This window comes from Peribacillus sp. Aquil_B1 (genome assembly GCF_022603275.1).
Classification (GTDB): Bacteria; Bacillota; Bacilli; order Bacillales; family DSM-1321; genus Peribacillus.
Window position 1 is genome coordinate 373,139 of record NZ_JAKXEE010000004.1, and the last position, 19,927, is coordinate 393,065.

At 34.1% G+C, this 19,927-nt stretch carries 25 protein-coding genes; 22 read left to right on the forward strand and 3 right to left on the reverse strand.

Annotated elements, in window-relative coordinates; all coding sequences use genetic code 11:
- Positions 1-89: 89 nt before the first annotated feature.
- The 7 genes from MPH60_RS23025 to MPH60_RS23055 all read left to right on the forward strand — a co-directional run bounded on the left by MPH60_RS23025 (position 90) and on the right by MPH60_RS23055 (position 4,899).
- Positions 90-374 (forward strand): hypothetical protein, encoded by a 285-nt coding sequence (locus MPH60_RS23025; protein ID WP_241591913.1) that lies wholly within the window; start codon positions 90-92, stop codon positions 372-374.
- Positions 375-772: 398 nt separating this feature from the next.
- Complete coding sequence (locus MPH60_RS23030; RefSeq protein ID WP_241591911.1) at positions 773-1,009, forward strand: hypothetical protein; 237 nt, start codon at positions 773-775, stop codon at positions 1,007-1,009.
- Between the two features lie 143 nt (positions 1,010-1,152).
- Positions 1,153-1,326: a hypothetical protein gene (locus MPH60_RS23035; RefSeq protein ID WP_241591908.1), complete on the forward strand. Its 174-nt coding sequence runs from the start codon at positions 1,153-1,155 to the stop codon at positions 1,324-1,326.
- Positions 1,327-1,896: 570 nt separating this feature from the next.
- Positions 1,897-2,046 carry a hypothetical protein gene (locus tag MPH60_RS23040; protein WP_241591906.1) on the forward strand — a complete coding sequence of 50 codons (150 nt, stop codon included), beginning with the start codon at positions 1,897-1,899 and terminating at the stop codon, positions 2,044-2,046.
- Positions 2,047-2,521: 475 nt separating this feature from the next.
- Positions 2,522-3,313, forward strand: a complete 792-nt coding sequence (locus MPH60_RS23045) for a phosphotransferase (protein WP_241591904.1) — start codon at positions 2,522-2,524, stop codon at positions 3,311-3,313.
- Between the two features lie 142 nt (positions 3,314-3,455).
- Positions 3,456-3,821, forward strand: coding sequence for a nuclear transport factor 2 family protein (locus MPH60_RS23050; RefSeq protein WP_241591902.1), 366 nt, complete (start codon positions 3,456-3,458; stop codon positions 3,819-3,821).
- Between the two features lie 217 nt (positions 3,822-4,038).
- Entirely contained in the window at positions 4,039-4,899 is an 861-nt protein-coding gene (locus tag MPH60_RS23055; RefSeq protein ID WP_241591900.1) for a transporter substrate-binding domain-containing protein, read from the forward strand.
- A gap of 342 nt (positions 4,900-5,241) precedes the next feature.
- Here the strand turns inward: MPH60_RS23055 and MPH60_RS23060 are convergent, their stop codons facing one another.
- Entirely contained in the window at positions 5,242-5,400 is a 159-nt protein-coding gene (locus tag MPH60_RS23060) for a hypothetical protein (protein WP_241591898.1), read from the reverse strand.
- A gap of 267 nt (positions 5,401-5,667) precedes the next feature.
- Between MPH60_RS23060 and MPH60_RS23065 the strand changes: the two genes are divergently transcribed.
- From MPH60_RS23065 to MPH60_RS23080, 4 genes are all read left to right on the forward strand, one after another.
- Positions 5,668-6,018: a nuclear transport factor 2 family protein gene (locus MPH60_RS23065; RefSeq protein WP_336275415.1), complete on the forward strand. Its 351-nt coding sequence runs from the start codon at positions 5,668-5,670 to the stop codon at positions 6,016-6,018.
- A gap of 409 nt (positions 6,019-6,427) precedes the next feature.
- A complete protein-coding gene (locus MPH60_RS23070; protein ID WP_241591896.1) occupies positions 6,428-7,111 on the forward strand; it encodes a VOC family protein in 684 nt (227 codons plus the stop codon).
- Positions 7,112-7,168: 57 nt separating this feature from the next.
- Positions 7,169-7,618: a hypothetical protein gene (locus MPH60_RS23075; RefSeq protein ID WP_241591894.1), complete on the forward strand. Its 450-nt coding sequence runs from the start codon at positions 7,169-7,171 to the stop codon at positions 7,616-7,618.
- A 288-nt stretch (positions 7,619-7,906) separates the two neighbouring features.
- On the forward strand, positions 7,907-8,398 hold the full coding sequence (locus tag MPH60_RS23080) for a DUF6584 family protein (RefSeq protein WP_241592104.1): 492 nt from the start codon (positions 7,907-7,909) through the stop codon (positions 8,396-8,398).
- 137 nt (positions 8,399-8,535) lie between these two features.
- Here the strand turns inward: MPH60_RS23080 and MPH60_RS23085 are convergent, their stop codons facing one another.
- Entirely contained in the window at positions 8,536-9,180 is a 645-nt protein-coding gene (locus MPH60_RS23085; protein WP_241591891.1) for a YczE/YyaS/YitT family protein, read from the reverse strand.
- Positions 9,181-9,387: 207 nt separating this feature from the next.
- Here MPH60_RS23085 and MPH60_RS23090 point away from each other — a divergent pair, with 207 nt between their 5' ends.
- From MPH60_RS23090 to MPH60_RS23130, 9 genes are all read left to right on the forward strand, one after another.
- Positions 9,388-9,906: a GNAT family N-acetyltransferase gene (locus tag MPH60_RS23090; RefSeq protein ID WP_241591889.1), complete on the forward strand. Its 519-nt coding sequence runs from the start codon at positions 9,388-9,390 to the stop codon at positions 9,904-9,906.
- 249 nt (positions 9,907-10,155) lie between these two features.
- A complete protein-coding gene (locus MPH60_RS23095; RefSeq protein WP_034310968.1) occupies positions 10,156-10,338 on the forward strand; it encodes a hypothetical protein in 183 nt (60 codons plus the stop codon).
- Positions 10,339-10,444: 106 nt separating this feature from the next.
- Entirely contained in the window at positions 10,445-10,576 is a 132-nt protein-coding gene (locus MPH60_RS23100) for a DUF6254 family protein (protein WP_221408526.1), read from the forward strand.
- 1,151 nt (positions 10,577-11,727) lie between these two features.
- Positions 11,728-12,063 carry a hypothetical protein gene (locus tag MPH60_RS23105; protein ID WP_241591887.1) on the forward strand — a complete coding sequence of 112 codons (336 nt, stop codon included), beginning with the start codon at positions 11,728-11,730 and terminating at the stop codon, positions 12,061-12,063.
- Between the two features lie 149 nt (positions 12,064-12,212).
- Positions 12,213-12,701: a GNAT family N-acetyltransferase gene (locus tag MPH60_RS23110; protein ID WP_241591884.1), complete on the forward strand. Its 489-nt coding sequence runs from the start codon at positions 12,213-12,215 to the stop codon at positions 12,699-12,701.
- 430 nt (positions 12,702-13,131) lie between these two features.
- Entirely contained in the window at positions 13,132-13,410 is a 279-nt protein-coding gene (locus tag MPH60_RS23115) for an alpha/beta hydrolase (RefSeq protein ID WP_241591882.1), read from the forward strand.
- A gap of 168 nt (positions 13,411-13,578) precedes the next feature.
- Positions 13,579-14,109 (forward strand): hypothetical protein, encoded by a 531-nt coding sequence (locus tag MPH60_RS23120; RefSeq protein ID WP_241591879.1) that lies wholly within the window; start codon positions 13,579-13,581, stop codon positions 14,107-14,109.
- 145 nt (positions 14,110-14,254) lie between these two features.
- Positions 14,255-15,010, forward strand: a complete 756-nt coding sequence (locus tag MPH60_RS23125) for a class I SAM-dependent methyltransferase (protein ID WP_241591877.1) — start codon at positions 14,255-14,257, stop codon at positions 15,008-15,010.
- Positions 15,011-15,103: 93 nt separating this feature from the next.
- On the forward strand, positions 15,104-16,375 hold the full coding sequence (locus MPH60_RS23130) for an MFS transporter (protein WP_241591875.1): 1,272 nt from the start codon (positions 15,104-15,106) through the stop codon (positions 16,373-16,375).
- A gap of 180 nt (positions 16,376-16,555) precedes the next feature.
- Here the strand turns inward: MPH60_RS23130 and MPH60_RS23135 are convergent, their stop codons facing one another.
- A complete protein-coding gene (locus tag MPH60_RS23135) occupies positions 16,556-17,272 on the reverse strand; it encodes a vanadium-dependent haloperoxidase (protein ID WP_241591873.1) in 717 nt (238 codons plus the stop codon).
- A gap of 225 nt (positions 17,273-17,497) precedes the next feature.
- On the opposite strand from MPH60_RS23135, the gene MPH60_RS23140 reads away from it, so the two are divergent.
- Both MPH60_RS23140 and MPH60_RS23145 read left to right on the forward strand, forming a co-directional pair.
- Positions 17,498-18,358 carry a hypothetical protein gene (locus MPH60_RS23140; protein WP_241591871.1) on the forward strand — a complete coding sequence of 287 codons (861 nt, stop codon included), beginning with the start codon at positions 17,498-17,500 and terminating at the stop codon, positions 18,356-18,358.
- Positions 18,359-18,411: 53 nt separating this feature from the next.
- Positions 18,412-19,323 (forward strand): VanW family protein, encoded by a 912-nt coding sequence (locus MPH60_RS23145; protein ID WP_241591869.1) that lies wholly within the window; start codon positions 18,412-18,414, stop codon positions 19,321-19,323.
- Positions 19,324-19,927 lie beyond the last annotated feature (604 nt).

Sequence of the window (19,927 nt, forward strand, 5' to 3'; positions counted from 1 at the left end):
CAGTTTAGTTCTATAAGGTGGGAATATTTTTATATATGAAATAGAATTTTTTTCGCTTATGCTGAAAATAAAAAAGAAGGTTAAGTTGTATGAATATCACTGAATTACTTGTTTTGTCTGTGGTTTTAGGCTTAATTAATGGTTTTAAGGGCAAGAAATTTAAAAAGAAAAGTTTTTTCAACACGTTTTTAATATTTTTCACATCAGGTCTAATCTTCATCATAACAGGAGATCTATTTTTGATTGATTTATTAGATAAATATCTTCCTAATGAAGAATATGGGATATTGCTATTTGGAGGTTTGTTATTGTTATATCCTATTTATACAACAATTAAAGGATTTAAAAAAAAGACCACTAATTCACTTCGTTAATTATCTATAGGGTGCGATCCTTTCGTATTGAAAAGACGGGGCAGATTTGTGAAAGAATGATAGTTTAACAGTGATTACAGAAAATTGTTATAAAAGGTGATTTTATGGATACTTCAAGTTATATATTTTTAGCAATTTATTGGGTCGGAATTATTATATGGTCGCTTAAAAATAAGGAAAAGGCTAAGAAAGAATTACTTCAAATAAAGAAAAATTGGAAGACAGGAGTATCAATATTGCTAATTGTTTTATTTCCATTTTTAGTTTTGGCTTCAATGATATTTGTATTGTAAAGTTTGTTTCCATTGTTAAGTTAAAGTGGCAGGACTAACAGGTGCGTTAGCGCCATAAGAAGGCCACCAAATGGTATAATTAAACATATCCTAAGGAGGTAGATTATGTTTAAGAAAATCCTTTTGTTATTTGGCTTATTAATCACTTTCATTGGTCTTTTTTCTTTCCAATCTGATTTAGCAAATGCGCCAGTACCAGTAGATGAAGAAGTTATTCTTTTACCTGGAAGTGACACATTAGTTGAAGATGACATTGAAACAGCAAAAAAACAAAGAGAAAAAGCGATGCAAGACATGGCAGATCGCCCTGAATTGTATCAAGATGCAACTGAAATTGAATGATAAAGGACTCCTTTATTGCAAAGGAGGTCTTTTTTTTGGTCATTTCTCTCATGGAACTAAAGGGGGCAGGATAGTTGCATAAAGAAAAAGAAATTTCGTGGTAATATTAGTTAATTATGTAGATTAGGGAGGATATTGAATAAATGAGTAATTGGTTATACATTCTTTATGCTGTAATTTTAGGAATAGTATCTTGGTTTACAGGGGAAATAGTAACCTTTGTTATGTTGGGGGTTATTCTAATTGCACTGAATAATATAAATTTAACACTTAAAAAGATTTATTTTCAAAATAATGAGAATAGTGAAGATAAATAAATTTGAAATAAAACTAACAGGAGCTGTTCAGAAGCTCTTTTTTTTATGGAACTAAAGGGGCAGGTTAGTTAAATCAGGGATATAAGTAGAAAAGTTAATAATAAGGGGTGATATTTTGGAGAAAAATATTGGGGAGGTAGATTTTTTTAAACAAGTAGTAAAAAGACTTGCAAAAAAACAATATCTCCCCTCAGAAACCTAAATTTGAAATGATCGAGAACGTAAAGGTTATTAGTATTAAGAACCATTTAAAAGATGGAGTAGACCTAGATTGTATTAATATTTTAAACCTTATTTACCGAACAAATTGGACCTTTAGAAGAGAACTGAACAAACAAAAAATGGAATTATTGAGGCTTATGCAGAGTCTGAAGGCATTTTATTTTGATTATAGCAATGAAATGAATACCAATTGACGATGAATTATTTTACTAAGTTTTTAATGTTTTTACTGATATATGCAAAGTTAGCAGTACACTAATAAAGTAATAAGGTTTATTTCAGTAAAATAAGGTATATTATATTTGTTGAATAGATTCTCTTTAAAGACAAGAAAAGTAGGTGAACAAAGTGGGAAAATATCAATTGGATACCAAAGGTCAGGCAGCTGTGACAAAATTTCATGAAAAACAGAAGCCTGCCAAATTTGATAAAAAGAAGCAACTTGAAAAAATACGTGCGGAGTATTTGAAAAAGAAGCAACAACAAACAGATAAATAATATGAATGAAAACATAGGAAGACTAAAATCTCCCTATGTTTTTCTTATTCGAAGTTCTTTTTTCAATTGATGATAGAGTTCATATTCCCATGAATTTCAGATTCGGTGACAAAAAACTCGTCATCAGATATCCATTCCTCACTAAAAATTTCAGTAGCAGAATCAATAGACCAGCCAACGGCTGCTTTAATTCATACTTTCAATTTTGCGCTTGACGAGTTAACTGCTGGGTTTTCGCTTGGAAAAAGGAACAAGGTAAATAATTCACATTATTAAATTGTTTGTTAAGCTAACGTGTGCTTTACATCAATAAGGGAGGTTGTTGAAGCAACCTTTGAACTAACAGGTGCGTTAGCTGAAAATCAGAGCTGTCTTAAGGCAGCTTTTTCTAATGTAACCAAAGGGGCAGGAGGGTTGAACAAACAGGAATTGGTTTACGGATTATAGAAAGTCATAGTTGGGGAGGAATATATAGATGTCAAACCATGAAAACGAAGAGATGCTAGCAGGAGGGAATGTGTCTAAGGTTTATCATTCGGGAGATACAGTGAGACGAGAATTAAAGCCAGATAGTCCCAAAATTCATAAGCTATTAAAGCATTTGGAGAACAATGGTTTCAGTTATGCACCAAAGTTTTTAGGTATTGATGAAAAAAGAAGAGAGATATTATCATTTATTGAAGGAGAAGCTGGTAATTATCCTTTAAAAGAATACATGTGGTCTGAAGATGTCTTAATAGAAATAGCAAAAATGCTCCGTCTTTATCATGATTCTGTCAGTGATTTTACATTTGATGGTAGCTGGGAATCGATAGATAACACCCCCCAACAATTTGAGGTACTATGCCATAATGATTTTGCAATGTACAACATTATTTTTAATAATAAAAGACCAATAGGCATTATTGATTTTGATGTTGCTGGACCTGGTCCAAGACTTTGGGACATAGCCTATACTCTTTATACTTGCGTCCCCTTAAGTAGATTTTATCTTTCTGAAACAGGTGAGAAAGTTTATTATAATCCATTACAGCATGCTAACCGTATAAAACAAAGAGTTAGATTGTTTTTTGAATCTTACGGTGAGGGAATAGAAGGAAATTATTTGGAAATGGTATTGCTACGAGTAGAAGGGTTATGTAAAACCATTACAAGAAAAGCCCGTGAAGGTGATATTGCTTTTCAAAAAATGATTGCTGAAGGGCATCTCGAACTTTATCAAAATGATATCAAATTCATTCGACAACATGGAAAAGAGTGGATGTAATAGTGGGGTTTTGTTGAACTAATTGGTACTTAACGCTGATCAGCAGATCCTTTCTTATGCAACAAACGAGGCAGGTTAGCTTGAAGAGCGAAAGAGTATTCGGAATATTTTTATAATGGATAGTAAAAAAGGGGAGTGGAAAATGGAAAGGGAATCTTCGTTAAAAGAACATTTACGTCAACTGGAAGAGAAGTTGTTAAAACCAGAAATTCGTACATCTAAAAAAGAGCTTAATCATTTACTTGCAGACAATTTTTTTGAATTTGGAAGTTCTGGTAAAGTCTTGTACAAAGATGAGGGGATTGGTGAAGAAGGAATAGGTGAGGTAAAGATGACATTGAGTGATTTTGAAATACATCCATTGTCAGAAGAAATAGTGTTAACTACCTACCGAATTTTTAACGAAGGTAAAAAACAACATTCATTGCGAAGTTCAATTTGGAAATTGAGAGATGGAAGATGGAAAATGTTTTTTCACCAAGGCACAAAAACAAATCCTTCGCTTTAGTTACTGAACTAACGGCTGCTTTAGTTTAAGCAGAAATTAAATTAGGACTACACATTTTAGATATCACTAATATGTGTAGTCCTTTTCATATCTACTGCTACGCTAATCTGACCTACATAAAAAAGTGTTTGCTTTTGAAGGTAATTCATTTATTTTGTTGTATTTTTAATAATTAGTAAATCAAATAAAAATATATAAAAATTGGAGGTAAAATCACATGTTTAACAATTGGAAAAAAGCACTGATGGCTGGAGTGATCAGCTTATCCTTGCTAGGAACTGGTTATGTCGGTCACGACCTGATCTCCTCCCAAAACGTCTCGGCTGAACCGGCATCTGAAAAAGCACCAGGGCATTTGAAAAAAGTTGACTCTTCTCAGCTTGATGAAATAATCAAACGTGGGTACATTCGGGTAGGAATGACCGGGGACTACAAACCATTTACCTATTTGAACCCTGAAACAAATGAGTATGAAGGCTTTGACGTGGACGCTGCCGAAGAGCTTGGCAAAGACCTTGGTGTCGAGGTGAAATTTGTCGCTACCACATGGCCTGCAATGATGAAAGACCTGCAAGCGGACAAATTTGATATCGCTGTTGGCGGTGTGACTCGCAACACAGCCAGACAAAAAAGCGCTTATGTTTCCCAAGGTTACCTTTCATTCGGTAAGGTGCCTTTGATTCGCAAGGAAGATAAAGACAAGTATCTTACCATTGAAGATATCAACAAGCCTTCTGTACGCATTGGTGTAAATCCAGGCGGAACAAACGAAGAATTTGTCCGTCAGTATCTAAGCAATGCTAAAGTAACGGTTGTAGAAAACAATCTTGATATCCCACATCTTGTTGCAGAAGGTACGTATGATGTAATGATCACTGACACAGTAGAAGCAATGCTGTATGCAAAAGCTGATCCCAGATTGTATGCGGCTCAAACTGACAAGCCATTCACAAACAGTGAAAAAGGCTATATGATCCCAAGAGGTGATTTCATTTATGCAAGCTACTTGGAAATGTGGATGGATGAAATGAAGCTTCAAGGGAAATTTGATGCCCTCTACAAAAAGTGGATGGAATAGAATATGGAGATGCTCTCCAAAAGCTAATCTAAATACTGCAGTGCAGGAAGCTAACGGGTGCTTTAATAAGTAGTAGAAGTGAATTAGAAGGCTTTTTTACGGATTATAAAACCATAAGCTTGTCTCAGTCCTACTCGTTGGCCATTACGCACAGTCAACCCCATTTCGAACACAAAAGTTTTAAACAGTTAATATTCTGTATTTCACCACCTGTGTTAGTACCTTAAAAAAAGGCCATCATTTGATGGCCTTTTACATGTAAAAAAATATCCTTAATACTAAAGGGGCAGGCTAGCTCAATAATTTTGAAGAAGAAAAATAAAAAACCACTCAGAGTGTTTTTTAATCGCGCATTGCTCCTGCTTCTCGGGAAGTCATTGCACCTTGTCCTTCGCTTACATCTTTTTGAATTTGTTGTTTTACTTTTTGTGCATCAGTTCCGGCAAATTCCGGTTTCATAATTGGGCCCTTGTTACCTTTAGCTGGTTGATTTTGTTGCATACAAGTCCTCCTCAATTTATTGTTTAACAATCTTATTATTTACAAAAAAGTTCAAGAATACTATTAGATTTGTTCAACAATTGGGCCAGATTGTTGAAGAAACAGAAGCCACTTACTTTTGCAAAAGTAGATCTGAAAACCAGTAAACTTCTCGGAAACTTAGGTGATACCTACATACTTAATCGTATTATTTTGTGGGGATTGAAGGGAATATATGTGTCGTAAAGAATATATAATGGAAAATTATATTGATGTGAGGGGTATATTATGATTAGTGAAAAGAGCAAAGAAATCATTGAAAATTATATTATGGCCTACAATTCGTTTGATATTGAAAGTATGGTTAAACTCCTTCATAAAGAGATCATGTTTAGGAATTTCACGAATGGCGAAATGAACACAGAGACCAGAGGAATACAAGAGTTTAGAGAACTGGCGGAAAAGTCTTTAAAGATTTTCTCTAGTCGCCGTCAGACGGTTATTGACTATAATGCTATAGAAGATAAGGCAGAAGTGCAAATTGAATATGAAGCAATACTGGCTGTTGATTTGCCTAACGGATTAATGTGTGGAGATAAGATTCAATTAAAAGGAAAGTCCATATATGGACTTGAATGAAGGGAAAATATCATTAATTGAAGATTATAGTTGAGTGCATCTAATATTAATTGGGCAAACGGATTTCTTTATGGCAATAACGCGTGAACAAGCTTCCATAGCTTTTGATAATATGGTCGGTACTCAATAAAAGGGAGCGGTTCTTTAATAAGACATGCTTTTCTTAATGAACTAAAAGATACTTTTCTTCATTATCAGGAGCTGATCAGCAGCTCCTTTTCTTATGCAGCTAAAGGGGCAGTGATTGCAAACAATAAATATGTGAGATTACAATAAGGTGAGTTAGTATATATAGGTAAAAATAGAATAAATTTACTTGAAATGATAATTATGATTTAATCAGAATGTCAGATCGTTTTATAAATGATTTTCTTACATAATTAGATAGACAAGGAAGGTGTTATTATCCATGGAAATTAAATCGATTGTTTTACAGACTAAAAGTTTGATGCAAATGAAAAATTTCTATATTGGAACGTTAGGTTTTTCTTTAATTAATGAAGATAAGAATAGCTTTCGAATTGCTGTTGGTACAGGTGAATTTGAGTTTACAACAAAAGAAGTAAAAGGTGACCCCTATTATCACTTTGCTTTTAACATACCAGCTAACAAATTTAATGAGGCAAAATCATGGGCAAAAGAAAGAGTGAGTTTACTTGTTGAAGATGGGGAAGATGAAGCTAATTTTGCTCATTTACCTGCCCATGCTCTTTATTTCTATGATCCTTCTGGTAATATAGTAGAATTCATTTCAAGATATGAAATTGCTGAAGATAGTATGGAGCCTTTTTCGGTTAAAAGTATTATAAACATAAGTGAAATAGGTTTAATTGTAGAAGACACGATAAGTGTTAGCGAAAAATTAAATGAAATTGGTGTGTACGAGCGTGACAATCATACAATAAGTAAAAAATCCCTTAATTTCATGGGGGAAAGAAGGAATGGAGTATTTATTATATTAGCCCAACCTGGGAGAAGGTGGATATTTTCCGATAAAACATCTGCCACATTTCCTCTTGAGATTACATTAATAAATAACAATAAAATAACCATCAATCCTGATCATGAATTTCAAATATATCGAGACAGGTGAAAATTTTCTAGATTTAGTAAGTGTATGGTTTTGATTCTTTGAGGGGGAAAGGCAATTATGAAGAAAGTTTGTTTGATATGTATATTTGTTTCTGTCCTTTTTTTCGGGTGTAGCAATGAAAAAAAAGATTTGAAAGAAGACCCTGGGCTTGATAAAACCCAAAAGATAGAAGTATCGTCAGAAGAAAATCCAGACTTGGTTTTAAGCGTTATAGATAATCAAGATGAAGTAAGTGAATTTGTTAATACACTTGAAATTGATAAATGGCGTATTGCAGATGCTCCTTCAACTTCAACTAGAGAGTATATTTATAAGATGTACCAAGAAGATACAGTCAAACTTGGAGAGTCAAAAACAGATAAAAAGGAACTTGAACAAATCGCTACAATTATTACATATAAAGATAGCCCTTATATCGAACTTAGAACCAAGAAACTGCATTTGAATTTTAAAGTTCCAAAAGATGTAGCAGAATACCTATCCAAGAAAGAGAATCAAAAACATTGACCATACAACAATTTAGTCATACTTTTTTGTAACAAAACCTAAAAGGCGGTGTAAATTTGTTAACTACTATAAATATTCCAGGATTAATTCTATCTTCTCTTTTCGCAATATTAATTTTGTTTTTACTAAGAAAACTGGTGCAAACTATTAGACGGTAAAACCGTCTTTTTTATATGTCATCTCTACATAAGTCTTATGGAACTAAAGGGGCAGGTTGTTGGAGAAGGGACTATTTTGAACTGTCTAGAAATAAAGACTATAAAGAAAAAAAGATAATGAGGTGTTTGTATAGAAAAGGTACCTGTTAAAACGATTAAGAAGATAGAAGAGGACATTGAAAAAAATGATTTAGGGAAAGCAAGGGATAGGCTACACGGGTTAATTTCCACCTATCCTAATGAGTTAGAACTCCGCAGAAAGTTGGGGGACATCTATTTTGCATTAAAGTATCCTTCAATGGCAGGTCGTTACTGGTATTTAGAAAAGAAAAAGACATCACAGATGGTGAAAGCGTGTATTTTGTTCGAAAAATCCATGGGAAACGATTCTTTTAGAATAGTACGAGCTCTGAAATTTAAAGGTGATAGGGAAATTTTAATAAGACTGGAATTTGATCAGGTGATATCGCCTATACAAAATCAAGTGAAAGAGAGTCTGCTGGAACAACCTGACGATCTATTGAAAGATAAGTTGGTTAGTTTGGGTTGCTTCTCAATAATAATAGTAACAATTCTTTTTGCATTAATCGGAGTTTACGCTCTTTTCAACTGGATTTTTTAATCCGTAATCTTGCTTTATAAGAGACTTTTATAGTACTTGTTCTTTCCCTAACGGGTGCGTTACTTTTAAGATCTGGCTGCCATCGCTGGCAGTCTTTTTAGGGGCAAGTTAATTGAACAAGAAAAATAAAAACCATTCTATAATGAATGGTTTTTATCTTTATCATAATTTAGTGGTGTATTGGAGTGTGTTAATATGCGGTCTATTAATTTTTTAGTAAATGGCATAAAAAAATTAAGTATTAGCCCCCCTAAACAAACGGTTAATAAAGTTCCCACGCCAATTGGTCCATTTGAAATCATTGCCAATATCAAGAATAGGAGGTAAATGACTGTTCTCGAATAGAATATATTTGTTTTAGTTAATTCTTGTATGATTAATGTTAATCGGTCAACTGGGATCGGTGCAAAATTTGTGTGTAAATATGTTGCAGTTCCTAATCCTATAACAACTAGGCCGATTCCAAAACAAACAACTTTGCTGAACCATAGTTCAGGAGTTATCAAATTGTGCAATAAATAAAGCCACAAATCAATACCTATACCCGTTATAAATGCTGTTAACATTCCCAAAACTTCTGGTCTTTGCCTTTTTAAAAATGAATTAAAACATATCAACATTAAAGCTATAATTATTTCCCAACTCCCCACAGTAAGCCCCACATTTATGGACAGTCCCACCAAAAGTGCATCAAAAGGTGAAGTTCCAAGGTCTGATTGTATAGTGAAAGAAATACCAAGGGTTAATATTAATATTCCCAATACATAAAAAACATATTTCACTATACCGATCCCCTTCATCATTATTTTTTTGTTGCAAACGCAACAAAGTTACGTTAAATTAAATATATGCCATTTTTATTGCATTTGCAACAAAAATACGTGCTGAGGAGTTAATTATGAAGGGAATTCTTCGAGAAATTGGAATGGAATATGTTAAAAAGGGAAACAAGAGAAATTATTGATTATATAAAGGAGCGACATATTTAAATGACTAAGAATATTAAAAAGTGTACCCTTGAAGATTCACGTGAACTTCAAGAAATTAGTTATGAAACATTTAATGAGACATTTAAGCATCAGAATTCTCCCGAAAATATGAATGCCTATTTGGAAAGGGCATTTAACTTAAACCAATTAGAAAAAGAATTATCCAATATGTCTTCACAATTCTTTTTTGTTTATTTTAATAATGAAGTCGCTGGATATTTAAAGATCAATACCAATGATGCTCAGACTGAAGAAATGGGTGATGAATCACTCGAAGTCGAGCGGATTTATATAAAGAACAAATTTCAAAAACATGGGCTTGGTAAATATCTGCTAAATAAAGCAATGGAGATTGCGATGGAACGTAATAAAAAGAAAATCTGGCTGGGCGTATGGGAAAAAAATGAAAATGCCATTGGTTTTTATAAGAAAATTGGATTTGTTCAAACTGGAGCCCATTCTTTTTATATGGGTGATGAAGAACAAACGGACTTTATAATGACCAAAATACTTTTATAACTTATTTTGAAAGGCGGCACATTATTTAACCCTCAGATTCAATAATTGACGGAAAAGGCAAACCTAAAAAGATAGCGTTGGATGGTACTGCACTAACGGTTGCGTTAGCTGAAATTACCTAACTGGATCTTATTATTCACTTTGCTTTTTTACCCGAATTACATGACGGATTCATGTTACTATCGGTTTTTAATCTGGGTATATTTCTTCTTTCTGATCTCATACTAAAGATAAGAAGGAGGGGTTTACATGGCAAAACGAACAAAGAAAAATGATGCAGATCAAAAGAATAAACAAGGATTTGATTCAAGCAAAACTGATTCTGAATTCTCTAAGGAATTTGGCAGTGCAAATGCTAATCAAGCGCATAAAAATAAAGCAAAAAAAGAAAAAGCATCTAAAAATCAAGGTGAGTGGAAAGGCATGCATTAATTAATAATATTTGTCAGACTCGAACTTATGATAAGTGATGCCTCACCGAGTACGCTTATCGTGCTTCAAACTTTTTACTGAACTTTATGTAAAGGAGCTTATTTAGATGACTCAATCTAAGCGACAACAAGAACGCCAATGGAAAGATCGTAAACAATCGCAGAATCCACATGGTAAGGTCCCTTCATTTGAACAATTAGCTGAAGATACGGGCAAAAATGAATCTGAAACTAAGTAAAATTGTTTATGAATGAGAGGCGATCCCTTCTCTTTTCTTTACCTAAAAGGCCATAATCATCGATTGTGATGATCATGGTTTTTTTAGGTTTATATATACGAGCTGGCTGTTTTTATGGTAATTGGATGGATAATAATTCGTATGTAATCCCCTCAAGTAGATACTAAGACAAAAGACAAAGACTACATAAAAATACGGATTATTACAAAACCTTTTAGTAAGGAGTTTTTTGGAAGGGGGGAATAGATCAGATATATGTTTTCATTACGGGGAGATGCCCATAAAATTTATCTTCAATTAAAAAAAGCATCATACAAAGACCGATCTTTCAAAGGTATAAAGAAACTAATGGAAGTGGAAAAAATTCAAAAATTTTATAGTTCCATTGATAGCGATACGTTAAAAAAAATTTATTATTGTATGATAAAAGAGAAAAACGGATCGGGAATCATTCCTATTATAATATCCTCTGGACCTTGGCTTTTTCTTCTGTTTTCAAATCAATTGCAAGATTTCCTTTTTAAGGATGGGAGTTTGCTTTGGGTCGTCTTTAGTATAATATATATTTCGATTCTTTCCATAAGTGTGTTTCTTCACTTTCATGAAAAATCATGGTCTTTCGTTCATATTGAAATCATTCAAGAAATTTTACATGATCGGAAAGCGATAAGGGAAAAGACATGAAGTTCCCTCAATGGGGAGATCTTTCTACATATTCAATCTTTATCCCAATTACCTTTTCATTCTATTCGTAAGTCTCGGTCGATATTTGTCTACTAACTCATGAACTCTTTAATAAGAATCGCTGATTTTGTAGACAAAAGGGGTTCCCCATCTGCAAAGTTGATTGGATCTGGTGTTCGAGACTCCTGCGGGAAAAGCGCGTCCAAGGGAGACCCCACAGGCGCCAAGAGCGCCGCGGAGGCTATCGGACCTCTCGCGGAAAGCGAGTGCCCTACGTTTCAAACGACGTTCATATTTTACACTTAAAAAAATGTAGGCAATCTTAATTAATATCGAGTTTTTTTAAAGTCTGCGCGATTCTTTAATAAGAATCGCTTTTTTTTATGGAACTAACAGGGCAGGTTACTTTAACAAAAGTAATGTAAAATATAATAAAAAAGCGTGTAGTAGAGGGGTTAGAAAATAATATGGAATGTCTTTGTGAACAAAAAGAAACAAATGAGTTAAAAGTTGAAGGTGATGTTGGGGCCGACTCTATATGGTGCAATCAATGTGGTTGTAACTTGGATATAGAGGACATTCCGATTTCAAATAAGTTAATAAGAGAATTGAATGAATGGGCAAAGATGTATGGTGAATGGATTGATTGGGATGAAGATAAATGGCTTCCTAATGGGATTGAACTTGAAGAAGAACACAATAAGCAAGGATTAAATTTAACAGAAAAAATTAAGAAAGAACTTGAAGGGAAATATAGAATTAAAATTTTCACCTTCGACAATGGCAGGAGTGTATGTAAATAAAAATCATTAACCCTTATTCCACGGAGCTGTCTTTAGGACAGCTTTTTCTTTTGGCAACTATCGGGGAGGTTAGTTCATGAAGGACAAATGAAAGTTTATATCGAAATTAATGAAGTAAGAGATTAATTAATTATAAAAGAGGTATAACCATGACTGTTTCATTCAACCCCGTTTCCAAAGATGAAAAGCATATCCTTCAGAATTTATATTCCCTATATTTACATGACCTTTCGGAGTTTACCGAGGGTTTAGACATATCAACAGATGGTTCATTTGAATTTGATTCATTTGAATTAATTTGGAAGAAGGATGGATTAACACCATATTTTTTGAAGAAAGATACGAAAATTGTAGGGTTTTTATTAATGTTAGAAAGGCCGTTTTTAAATAAGGACTATGATTACAGCATTAATGATATTTTCATTTTGAAAAAATATAGAAGAAAAGGTGCTGCCATTTCATTATTAAAGGAATTGTTTAAACAAAAAAAAGGTAGTTACTTTGTTGTTCAATTAGCCAAGAATATTCCTGCCGTTATATTTTGGAGAAAGATTTTTAGTGAGCTAAATATAGATTTTGAAGAAAAAAAGAAAATTGTCGATAATGAAGAATGTTTGGTTCAATCCTTTCAAATTTAAACAGATATTAAACAATGGGCGTATTAGCTAAAAATCTGAGCTGTCTTTAAGGCAGCTTATTCTTTATGCAACTAACGGAGCAGGTTAGTAAAAATTATTGTTTTTATAAACTATAGCAAATTACATTAGAAAGCGAGTGTGAAAAATTGAAATCCAAATCATATTTATTAACATTGATTTCTCTTATGTTGGCTTTGGTTACATCTAACTTAGATATTCATACTGATATTAAATCTGTTATTTATGGATTATCGGCGTTAGGTTTAATTTTAGGCGGATACTTGAGTATAAAAAAACCAAAAGAAAATAAAGAAGTTTAGAGAGTGTATAGTGGAACTATCGGGGCAGGTTAGTTCAATATGAAATTGGTTTATTATGGTATAATTTTTAGGTGGTTGTTTTCGATACTCAATGTTAGGGTGGTAATTTAATGGTTCGAAATTTACCTCGACTTGGAATTGGTCTGCAAGCAGTTTTCTTTATTTTATTCTTTGGAACTTTATTACCTGAAATAAATAATATGGTAGCCGCCTTCGTTTGTCTATTTATAGGTTTTTCAAGTTTAATTGTTGGTATATACTCGGTTAAAAGGCAACAATACTTAATTTTATCTATTGCAGTCATCATTATTGCATTTCTTATTTTAGGCTTTACAATATTCGCATATTTTTTGGGTGAGGCAGGTTACCCACCACTAATAATGCAATAAAATTTCAATCTGTATTATATGTAACGGTGGAGATTGCTAATAAAGATAACATCTTTTCTTATGGAACTGAAAGGGTGTATTAGCTAAAAATCGGAGCTGTCATTAAGGCAGCTTTTTCCTATGGAACTGAAGGGAAGGGTAGTTTTGTGTTCTCGGAGGGGAAGATTGTTGAATAAAAGGATTTTAGGATTTACCACAGTTGCTATTTTACTATTTGCTGTAATTTTAATGTTTTATGTTAACGATTCTAAGCAGTTATATGGAAATGATAAAGAGTCCATAGTGAGAGTAATTAACTCAATTGAGGGATATGGAAATAACTCAATTGAAATTCTAGAGATAAAAGATTTTAATGACTTAAGAGTTGTAGCATTTTTATCTAACAATAGCCCAGGCTATATTCAATTTAATAAAAATAAAGATCGCAACTATAAATGGAATCATATTGAAGTTATGGATAACGAGACATTTAGTTCTTTCGTTCCTGACCTTCCTATGTTTATGTTTGTAACTAATAATGAAAATGAAATTGCTAAAATGCAAGTAATTATAAATGGAGAGAAATTAGAGCAAGAGTTTACTCCTAACGAGGCAACTGTTAATTGGATGGACTTTCCTCAATCGAATAAAAATGAATATACATTTCGGAATTATAAATATTATGATAAAGATGGAAATTTAATTGAGGAAAACGAATAATTATTATTTAACTAAAGGGAGCGTTAGCTGAAGATCGGAGCTGTTTTTAAGGCAGCTTTTTATTAATGCAACTAACGGACCAGGTTAGAAGAAGATTATCGAAGTGATGGGGATGAATTTAAAACAAAAGCAGGGAGGAGTTAACATGAATCAAAATGTTGGTACAGAAGAAGCGATTAAAAGGTGGGATAGTTTCGCGGATACATATTCTGCAAATCATACCGAGCAAGGAGATCTTCATAAAGAAGTTTTTTTAAATCCAACTTTATTATCACTTATGGAAACAGTAAGTAATAAAAAGGTTTTAGATGCCGGGTGTGGCGAAGGGTATTTAAGCCGGATTTTAGCGAGGTCCGAAGCGACTGTAACTGCTGTGGATTATTCATCACGGATGATAGAAATTGCTAAGGGAAGAACCCCAATTGATTTGTTGATTGATTATAGGCAGGGTAATTGTGAGGACTTGAATAGTTTAGAGGACAAAAGTTTCGATTTAATAGTATCCAATATGGTTATTCAAGATCTTGCAAATTACGAAAAAGCATTTCAAGAAATGTATCGTCTATTAGTAGATGGAGGCTGTTTTATATTTTCGATTTTGCATCCTTGTTTTGTTACTCCAGAAAGTGGTTGGGAGAAAACAAAGGACGGTAAAAAGCTGCATTGGAACGTAGATAAATATTTTTATGAAGGTGTGTATGAACAAGGTTTAGGAGATAAAGAAAAAATGCTATTCTTCCATAGAACATTAACAAGTTATATAAACACTTTAATCAAAACAGGTTTTATTTTAGAAAGCATAATAGAACCTAAGCCTTCAAAAGAGATGTTAGAAAAATATCCTTCATTTGAAGAAGATTTCAGATGTGCTGATTTTATCGTTTTTAAACTAAAAAAGTGAAGGTGCATATTTTATTAGGTATTAATGCATTCGTCTAGAGGAAGGTGTACATGATGGGGAGAAATTACAGAATGAAAAATGAGGTCTTAACAAATGTCCAGTAAATCATATCAAATGAACCAGAGTTATGTAGATTCTCAAGAAAAACAAAAAATGTTATACAAACGTACATTGATTATTATAAGCATTTCACAAATTTTTGGTGGTGCCGGGTTAGCAGCTGGAGTTACGGTGGGGGCACTTCTTGCACAACAAATGCTTGGCACAGACGCATTTGCTGGAGTTCCATCAGGTTTATTTACTTTAGGATCTGCCGGGGCTGCGTTAATTGTAGGGAGACTTTCGCAACGTTATGGTCGCCGTACAGGTCTAACAGCTGGTTTTATGATAGGTGGACTTGGAGCGATAGGAGTCATAACGGCAGCTATCATGAATAGCGTTTTCCTTTTATTTGCTTCCTTGCTCATCTATGGTGCAGGAACAGCGACAAATTTACAAGCTCGTTACGCTGGAACGGACTTGGCTAACAATAAACAGCGAGCCACTGCTATTAGTATTACCATGGTGTTTACAACATTTGGTGCAGTTGCTGGGCCGAATTTAGTCAACGTAATGGGGAATTTTGCCCTTTCTATTGGCGTTCCTTCACTCGCTGGTCCTTTCATTTTATCAGCAGCAGCATTTATCTTAGCAGGTCTTGTCCTTTTCATTATGCTTCGTCCAGATCCATTAGTTATAGCAAGAGCAATAGAAGCCTCCAAACAAGAAAGGAATCGAATAGGATATTCGGCTGCTACTGAACAAATAGAAAACAAAAGAGGGATTATTGTTGGTGCGACAATTATGGTTCTTACACAAATTGTAATGGTGGCCATTATGACCATGACACCAGTTCATATGAGACATCATGGACATGACTTGGGTGAAATAGGTCTCGTTATTGGATTTCATATAGCTGCCATGTATCTTCCTTCATTGGTTACAGGTGTCCTTGTTGATAAGTTTGGCCGTACTGCCATGGCTATTGCCTCTGGAGCTACGCTGCTTCTGGCCGGTTTAATATCGGCGATTGCACCAGGCGATTCTATGATTCTCTTAGTTATTGCTCTTTCTTTACTTGGATTAGGATGGAATTTTGGTTTAATAAGTGGGACTGCTCTTATTGTTGATTCAACTGACACTTCAAATCGGGCTAAAACTCAAGGTACAGTGGATGTTTTAATTGCCTTATCAGGAGCTTCTGGTGGCGCCTTATCTGGAATGATTGTGGCCGGTTCAAGCTATACAACATTATCATTTATTGGAGGGTTATTATCTTTATTATTGATTCCAGTGGTGATCTGGTCTCGGGGAAGTAAAAAATAAAATAATCATTTTCTAAAGGGTCCATACAATAAGAGAAATAAAAAAGTCATTTCCTACCATACAGGAAACGGCTTTTTGTTTATCATACAGACTTCACCGTTAACAGTCATTCGACCAATTTAATGCAGCTTTTTCTTTATTTAACTAAAGGTTCAGGTTAGCACAACCTGAACCCAAACATTATTGAAGCGTATTTAGATTTTGTGCCCTTAAAAAACTTACTACTACCTCTCCAACTTGTCTGCCTAGCTTTAAGCCTTCATTGTTATCCACATTAAAATGTACGCCAGCGTACAAACGAGATTGAGCACTTTCTTCCATTAGTTTTTTTATTTCGGAAGACTCTTGAGGGAAGATATAACTTAATACTTTCTCTGCACATCCCGCCACAGTTGCGTGTGCAGAAGGGTAAGCTGGAAAACGGGGGGTAAACAACACAGTTGACAGATTTCTGTCATATTGATTTGGTCGTGCAACATCCCATTGATATTTAAAAAACCACGTCATGACAAAGGTATCATTCATAGCAGCATGGAAATAACTCTGAACCCTTGCAACACTCGGCGATCCAAGCATATACTTTTCAGCTAAATTAAAAATTAGAGTGGTAATTTTAGCGGTTAATTCACCTGTTCCCCAATATTTTGCGATGCGTATTTGCTGGGAAGTCAATGACTTTAAGGTCTCCTCTACAATGAATAACTCTGTTTCCCAATCAATATCTAGAGGATTTTTAATTTGCCAAATGATTCGTTGATGAAAGGGGTCCAGGAAATCATTATCTCTTCCCCTTGAAATAAAAAACATTGGCCAATTTCCTGCCTCTGGAGAACCTTTAGGTGGGATACTTTCCCCTGGGTAAGGAAATTCTGTCCATCTTCTATAATTTGTTCTCATAAAGACCACCCTCAAATAAATGTTCTCCTTGTTCCTTATGATTAAGAGTAATGAAATATGACCATTTAACTTTTGGCTCCCTTAGGGGGTTGAGCCCTTTTAAGCCTAAAAGCTGATTCCAACAAACCTTTATAACATAGTTTTATTTGAAAAATTCCCAAATATTAAAAGGTATTCAAATGACCATGTCCTGAAATAATAAGAAAAACGCAGGAGAAACTCTATATGAACAGAAAAAAATGTTATAAAGAATTTTTTGCAATTTTTATTTTTATATTTGTCTTAATGTTGAATCACTCGGTCTATGCGATTGATTGGGAAGATGAAGAAGTACCTATAAACTTCAAAATTGGGATATTACCTTGGGAGATAGTAAACAACATTATTCCTAATAAAACGACTTTCACCATTATAGACATTGAAACGGGATTATCATTTAAGGTTCAACGAAGAGCAGGTAGTCATCATGTCGATGCTCAGCCACTAACCAAGGATGATACTCAGATTATGAAGAAAATTTATCATAATCAATGGAGCTGGAAAAGAAGAGCGATTATTGTATTCATTAATAATCAAATGATCGCTGCCTCTATGAATGGAATGCCGCATGGTGCCGGTTCTCTTCAAAATGGTTTTCCAGGTCACTTCTGTATTCATTTCTATGGAAGTTTAACACATCGTTTAAAAAATGAAGATTCCGCCCATAAATTGATGATACTGAAAGCGGCCGGTAAGCTTGATGAATATTTAGGCACGGTAAGTCCCTACGAACTTATCCATATTTTTACCGTTGCCATAAATCAAGGAGATCAAAAATTATTATCAATGACCTTATCAAATCCGGGTCATTCCATTCGTTCCAAAAAACTTGCTGAAAATATTACATACTTAGCGGTTAAAGATTTTTCAAGACAACCTCTTAAAGACGCAAACGGGTTAATATTCTTGGATGTACCGGTTCAAGTGAAGGTTTATAAAGAGGGAAAAGGGAGTGAAAGCAAAAACATCCATTTTATGATCCGAAGGGAGAGTTTGACGGATCGTTGGTTCATTGATCAAGATGCGATTTATGAAGCCTTAAGGTGAGATTTTTGAGGATACGGAAAAATAAATTCCAATCCAGTCTGGGGGTGCGTTCAATGCGATTATCATGGATTGCCGGACTTTTACTATTCGTTCAACCAGTGAATATTTCTGAAAGCTTATCGGTAACCCACCAAGGACAAACGATTGCCAGTGTCAACCATGATGATATTACTTTGCCCTTACTTGATGTTCCTATCTTGGACATGGATAAATACAATCAATTTGTCGAAAAAATAGATCGACAAGTGTACCAAAAACCTGTAAATGCCACAATAGGCAAACAAGGTAATATTCTTCCTGGGCGGGTAGGTTACAAGCTATACCATCAAGCATTTAAAGAGCAATTTTATTCCTTTTTGTACAGTAGTGAATCCTACAAACTAGAAGTGCCTTTGCTTGCTATTCATCCAAAAGTTGATAGCGAATTACTTGCGGAGATTCGTGAAAAAAAGATAGGTGAATATAGAACCTATTTTAATGTGAACAACAAAAATCGTACAAATAATATCTCGCTTGCTACAGAAGCCATTAATAATTATGTCGTGTTTCCTGGAGAGGTGTTTTCTTTTAATCAAGCCGTAGGCAGGAGATCAGTAAATAAAGGATATATGCTCGCTCGAGTTATCGTTAAAGGAGAGTTTTCAGAAGGGATTGGCGGAGGGATATGTCAGGTGTCATCCACCCTGTTTAATGCTATTGACAATGCAGGGTTGAAAACTATTCAACGCTATTCCCATACTAGAAGCGTTCCGTATGTTCCATCTGGCCGCGATGCTACAGTAAGCTGGTATGGTCCTGATTTTAGTTTTAAAAACACGTACAATCAACCTATCCTAATCCGAGCTACAACCCAAGGGGGAATGGTAAGTATCATGGTTTACTCTTCAGATATGATAAATAATAAGACACGAAAAGTTCCCGCTGCTTCAAATCAAAAATCAAAAGAACAGATTTACCGTTCCTAAAAGTTTTTAAATCAACAAAGCCGTACCACCTATTTATGTGGTACGGCTTGTTTTCTTTCCTATTATTCTTAGGCCTATAAGATAGAATATCTCAATATTTGAATATTCTTAATAGGGGGTAGAGGTGCAATTTATCTAAATAATGGAAATTGAACTGACCCATGGATAAGAATCAGTTCTTTTTATTTGAAAGATTCATTATAGAGTCAGTCGTTGATCCAGATCCATGCGAAACTCACTTAACGTTGTACATTTATTCATTAATAAGGTTCCTTGTATTAATTTGATCAAACTTTGTTTCAAAGCTAAATAAGACGATCTTTAAAAGGACCGTCTTATTTGAAATTCTTGTTTCACTTTTCTAAACTTCTTTGTAATGGTTCAGGCTCTCATAAGTATTATTTACAGGAGTAATAGATACTTTCTGTCATAAAAATTATTTACCATACTCTCCAATCTTGGTATTCACTTTAGTTGTTCGAGTACAACAATTTTATCCCATTCTTTATTTTTATAATCGGATTCTTCCTAACCAACGCGGTAAATGCTACCAGGTTCTGGCTTGGATACCCTGGATGGATTCAGTAAAGAGGTTTTTCACAAT

What these genes read in the sequence shown, in the direction of transcription:
- MPH60_RS23025 (WP_241591913.1), top strand. Translation starts at nt 90, where the DNA reads ATGAATATCACTGAATTACTTGTTTTGTCTGTGGTTTTAGGCTTAATT.
- MPH60_RS23030 (WP_241591911.1), top strand. Translation starts at nt 773, where the DNA reads ATGTTTAAGAAAATCCTTTTGTTATTTGGCTTATTAATCACTTTCATT.
- MPH60_RS23035 (WP_241591908.1), top strand. Translation starts at nt 1,153, where the DNA reads ATGAGTAATTGGTTATACATTCTTTATGCTGTAATTTTAGGAATAGTA.
- MPH60_RS23045 (WP_241591904.1), top strand. Translation starts at nt 2,522, where the DNA reads ATGTCAAACCATGAAAACGAAGAGATGCTAGCAGGAGGGAATGTGTCT.
- MPH60_RS23050 (WP_241591902.1), top strand. Translation starts at nt 3,456, where the DNA reads ATGGAAAGGGAATCTTCGTTAAAAGAACATTTACGTCAACTGGAAGAG.
- MPH60_RS23055 (WP_241591900.1), top strand. Translation starts at nt 4,039, where the DNA reads ATGTTTAACAATTGGAAAAAAGCACTGATGGCTGGAGTGATCAGCTTA.
- MPH60_RS23060 (WP_241591898.1), bottom strand. Translation starts at nt 5,400, where the DNA reads ATGCAACAAAATCAACCAGCTAAAGGTAACAAGGGCCCAATTATGAAA.
- MPH60_RS23065 (WP_336275415.1), top strand. Translation starts at nt 5,668, where the DNA reads ATGATTAGTGAAAAGAGCAAAGAAATCATTGAAAATTATATTATGGCC.
- MPH60_RS23070 (WP_241591896.1), top strand. Translation starts at nt 6,428, where the DNA reads ATGGAAATTAAATCGATTGTTTTACAGACTAAAAGTTTGATGCAAATG.
- MPH60_RS23075 (WP_241591894.1), top strand. Translation starts at nt 7,169, where the DNA reads ATGAAGAAAGTTTGTTTGATATGTATATTTGTTTCTGTCCTTTTTTTC.
- MPH60_RS23090 (WP_241591889.1), top strand. Translation starts at nt 9,388, where the DNA reads ATGACTAAGAATATTAAAAAGTGTACCCTTGAAGATTCACGTGAACTT.
- MPH60_RS23095 (WP_034310968.1), top strand. Translation starts at nt 10,156, where the DNA reads ATGGCAAAACGAACAAAGAAAAATGATGCAGATCAAAAGAATAAACAA.
- MPH60_RS23100 (WP_221408526.1), top strand. Translation starts at nt 10,445, where the DNA reads ATGACTCAATCTAAGCGACAACAAGAACGCCAATGGAAAGATCGTAAA.
- MPH60_RS23105 (WP_241591887.1), top strand. Translation starts at nt 11,728, where the DNA reads ATGGAATGTCTTTGTGAACAAAAAGAAACAAATGAGTTAAAAGTTGAA.
- MPH60_RS23110 (WP_241591884.1), top strand. Translation starts at nt 12,213, where the DNA reads ATGACTGTTTCATTCAACCCCGTTTCCAAAGATGAAAAGCATATCCTT.
- MPH60_RS23115 (WP_241591882.1), top strand. Translation starts at nt 13,132, where the DNA reads ATGGTTCGAAATTTACCTCGACTTGGAATTGGTCTGCAAGCAGTTTTC.
- MPH60_RS23125 (WP_241591877.1), top strand. Translation starts at nt 14,255, where the DNA reads ATGAATCAAAATGTTGGTACAGAAGAAGCGATTAAAAGGTGGGATAGT.
- MPH60_RS23130 (WP_241591875.1), top strand. Translation starts at nt 15,104, where the DNA reads ATGTCCAGTAAATCATATCAAATGAACCAGAGTTATGTAGATTCTCAA.
- MPH60_RS23135 (WP_241591873.1), bottom strand. Translation starts at nt 17,272, where the DNA reads ATGAGAACAAATTATAGAAGATGGACAGAATTTCCTTACCCAGGGGAA.
- MPH60_RS23140 (WP_241591871.1), top strand. Translation starts at nt 17,498, where the DNA reads ATGAACAGAAAAAAATGTTATAAAGAATTTTTTGCAATTTTTATTTTT.
- MPH60_RS23145 (WP_241591869.1), top strand. Translation starts at nt 18,412, where the DNA reads ATGCGATTATCATGGATTGCCGGACTTTTACTATTCGTTCAACCAGTG.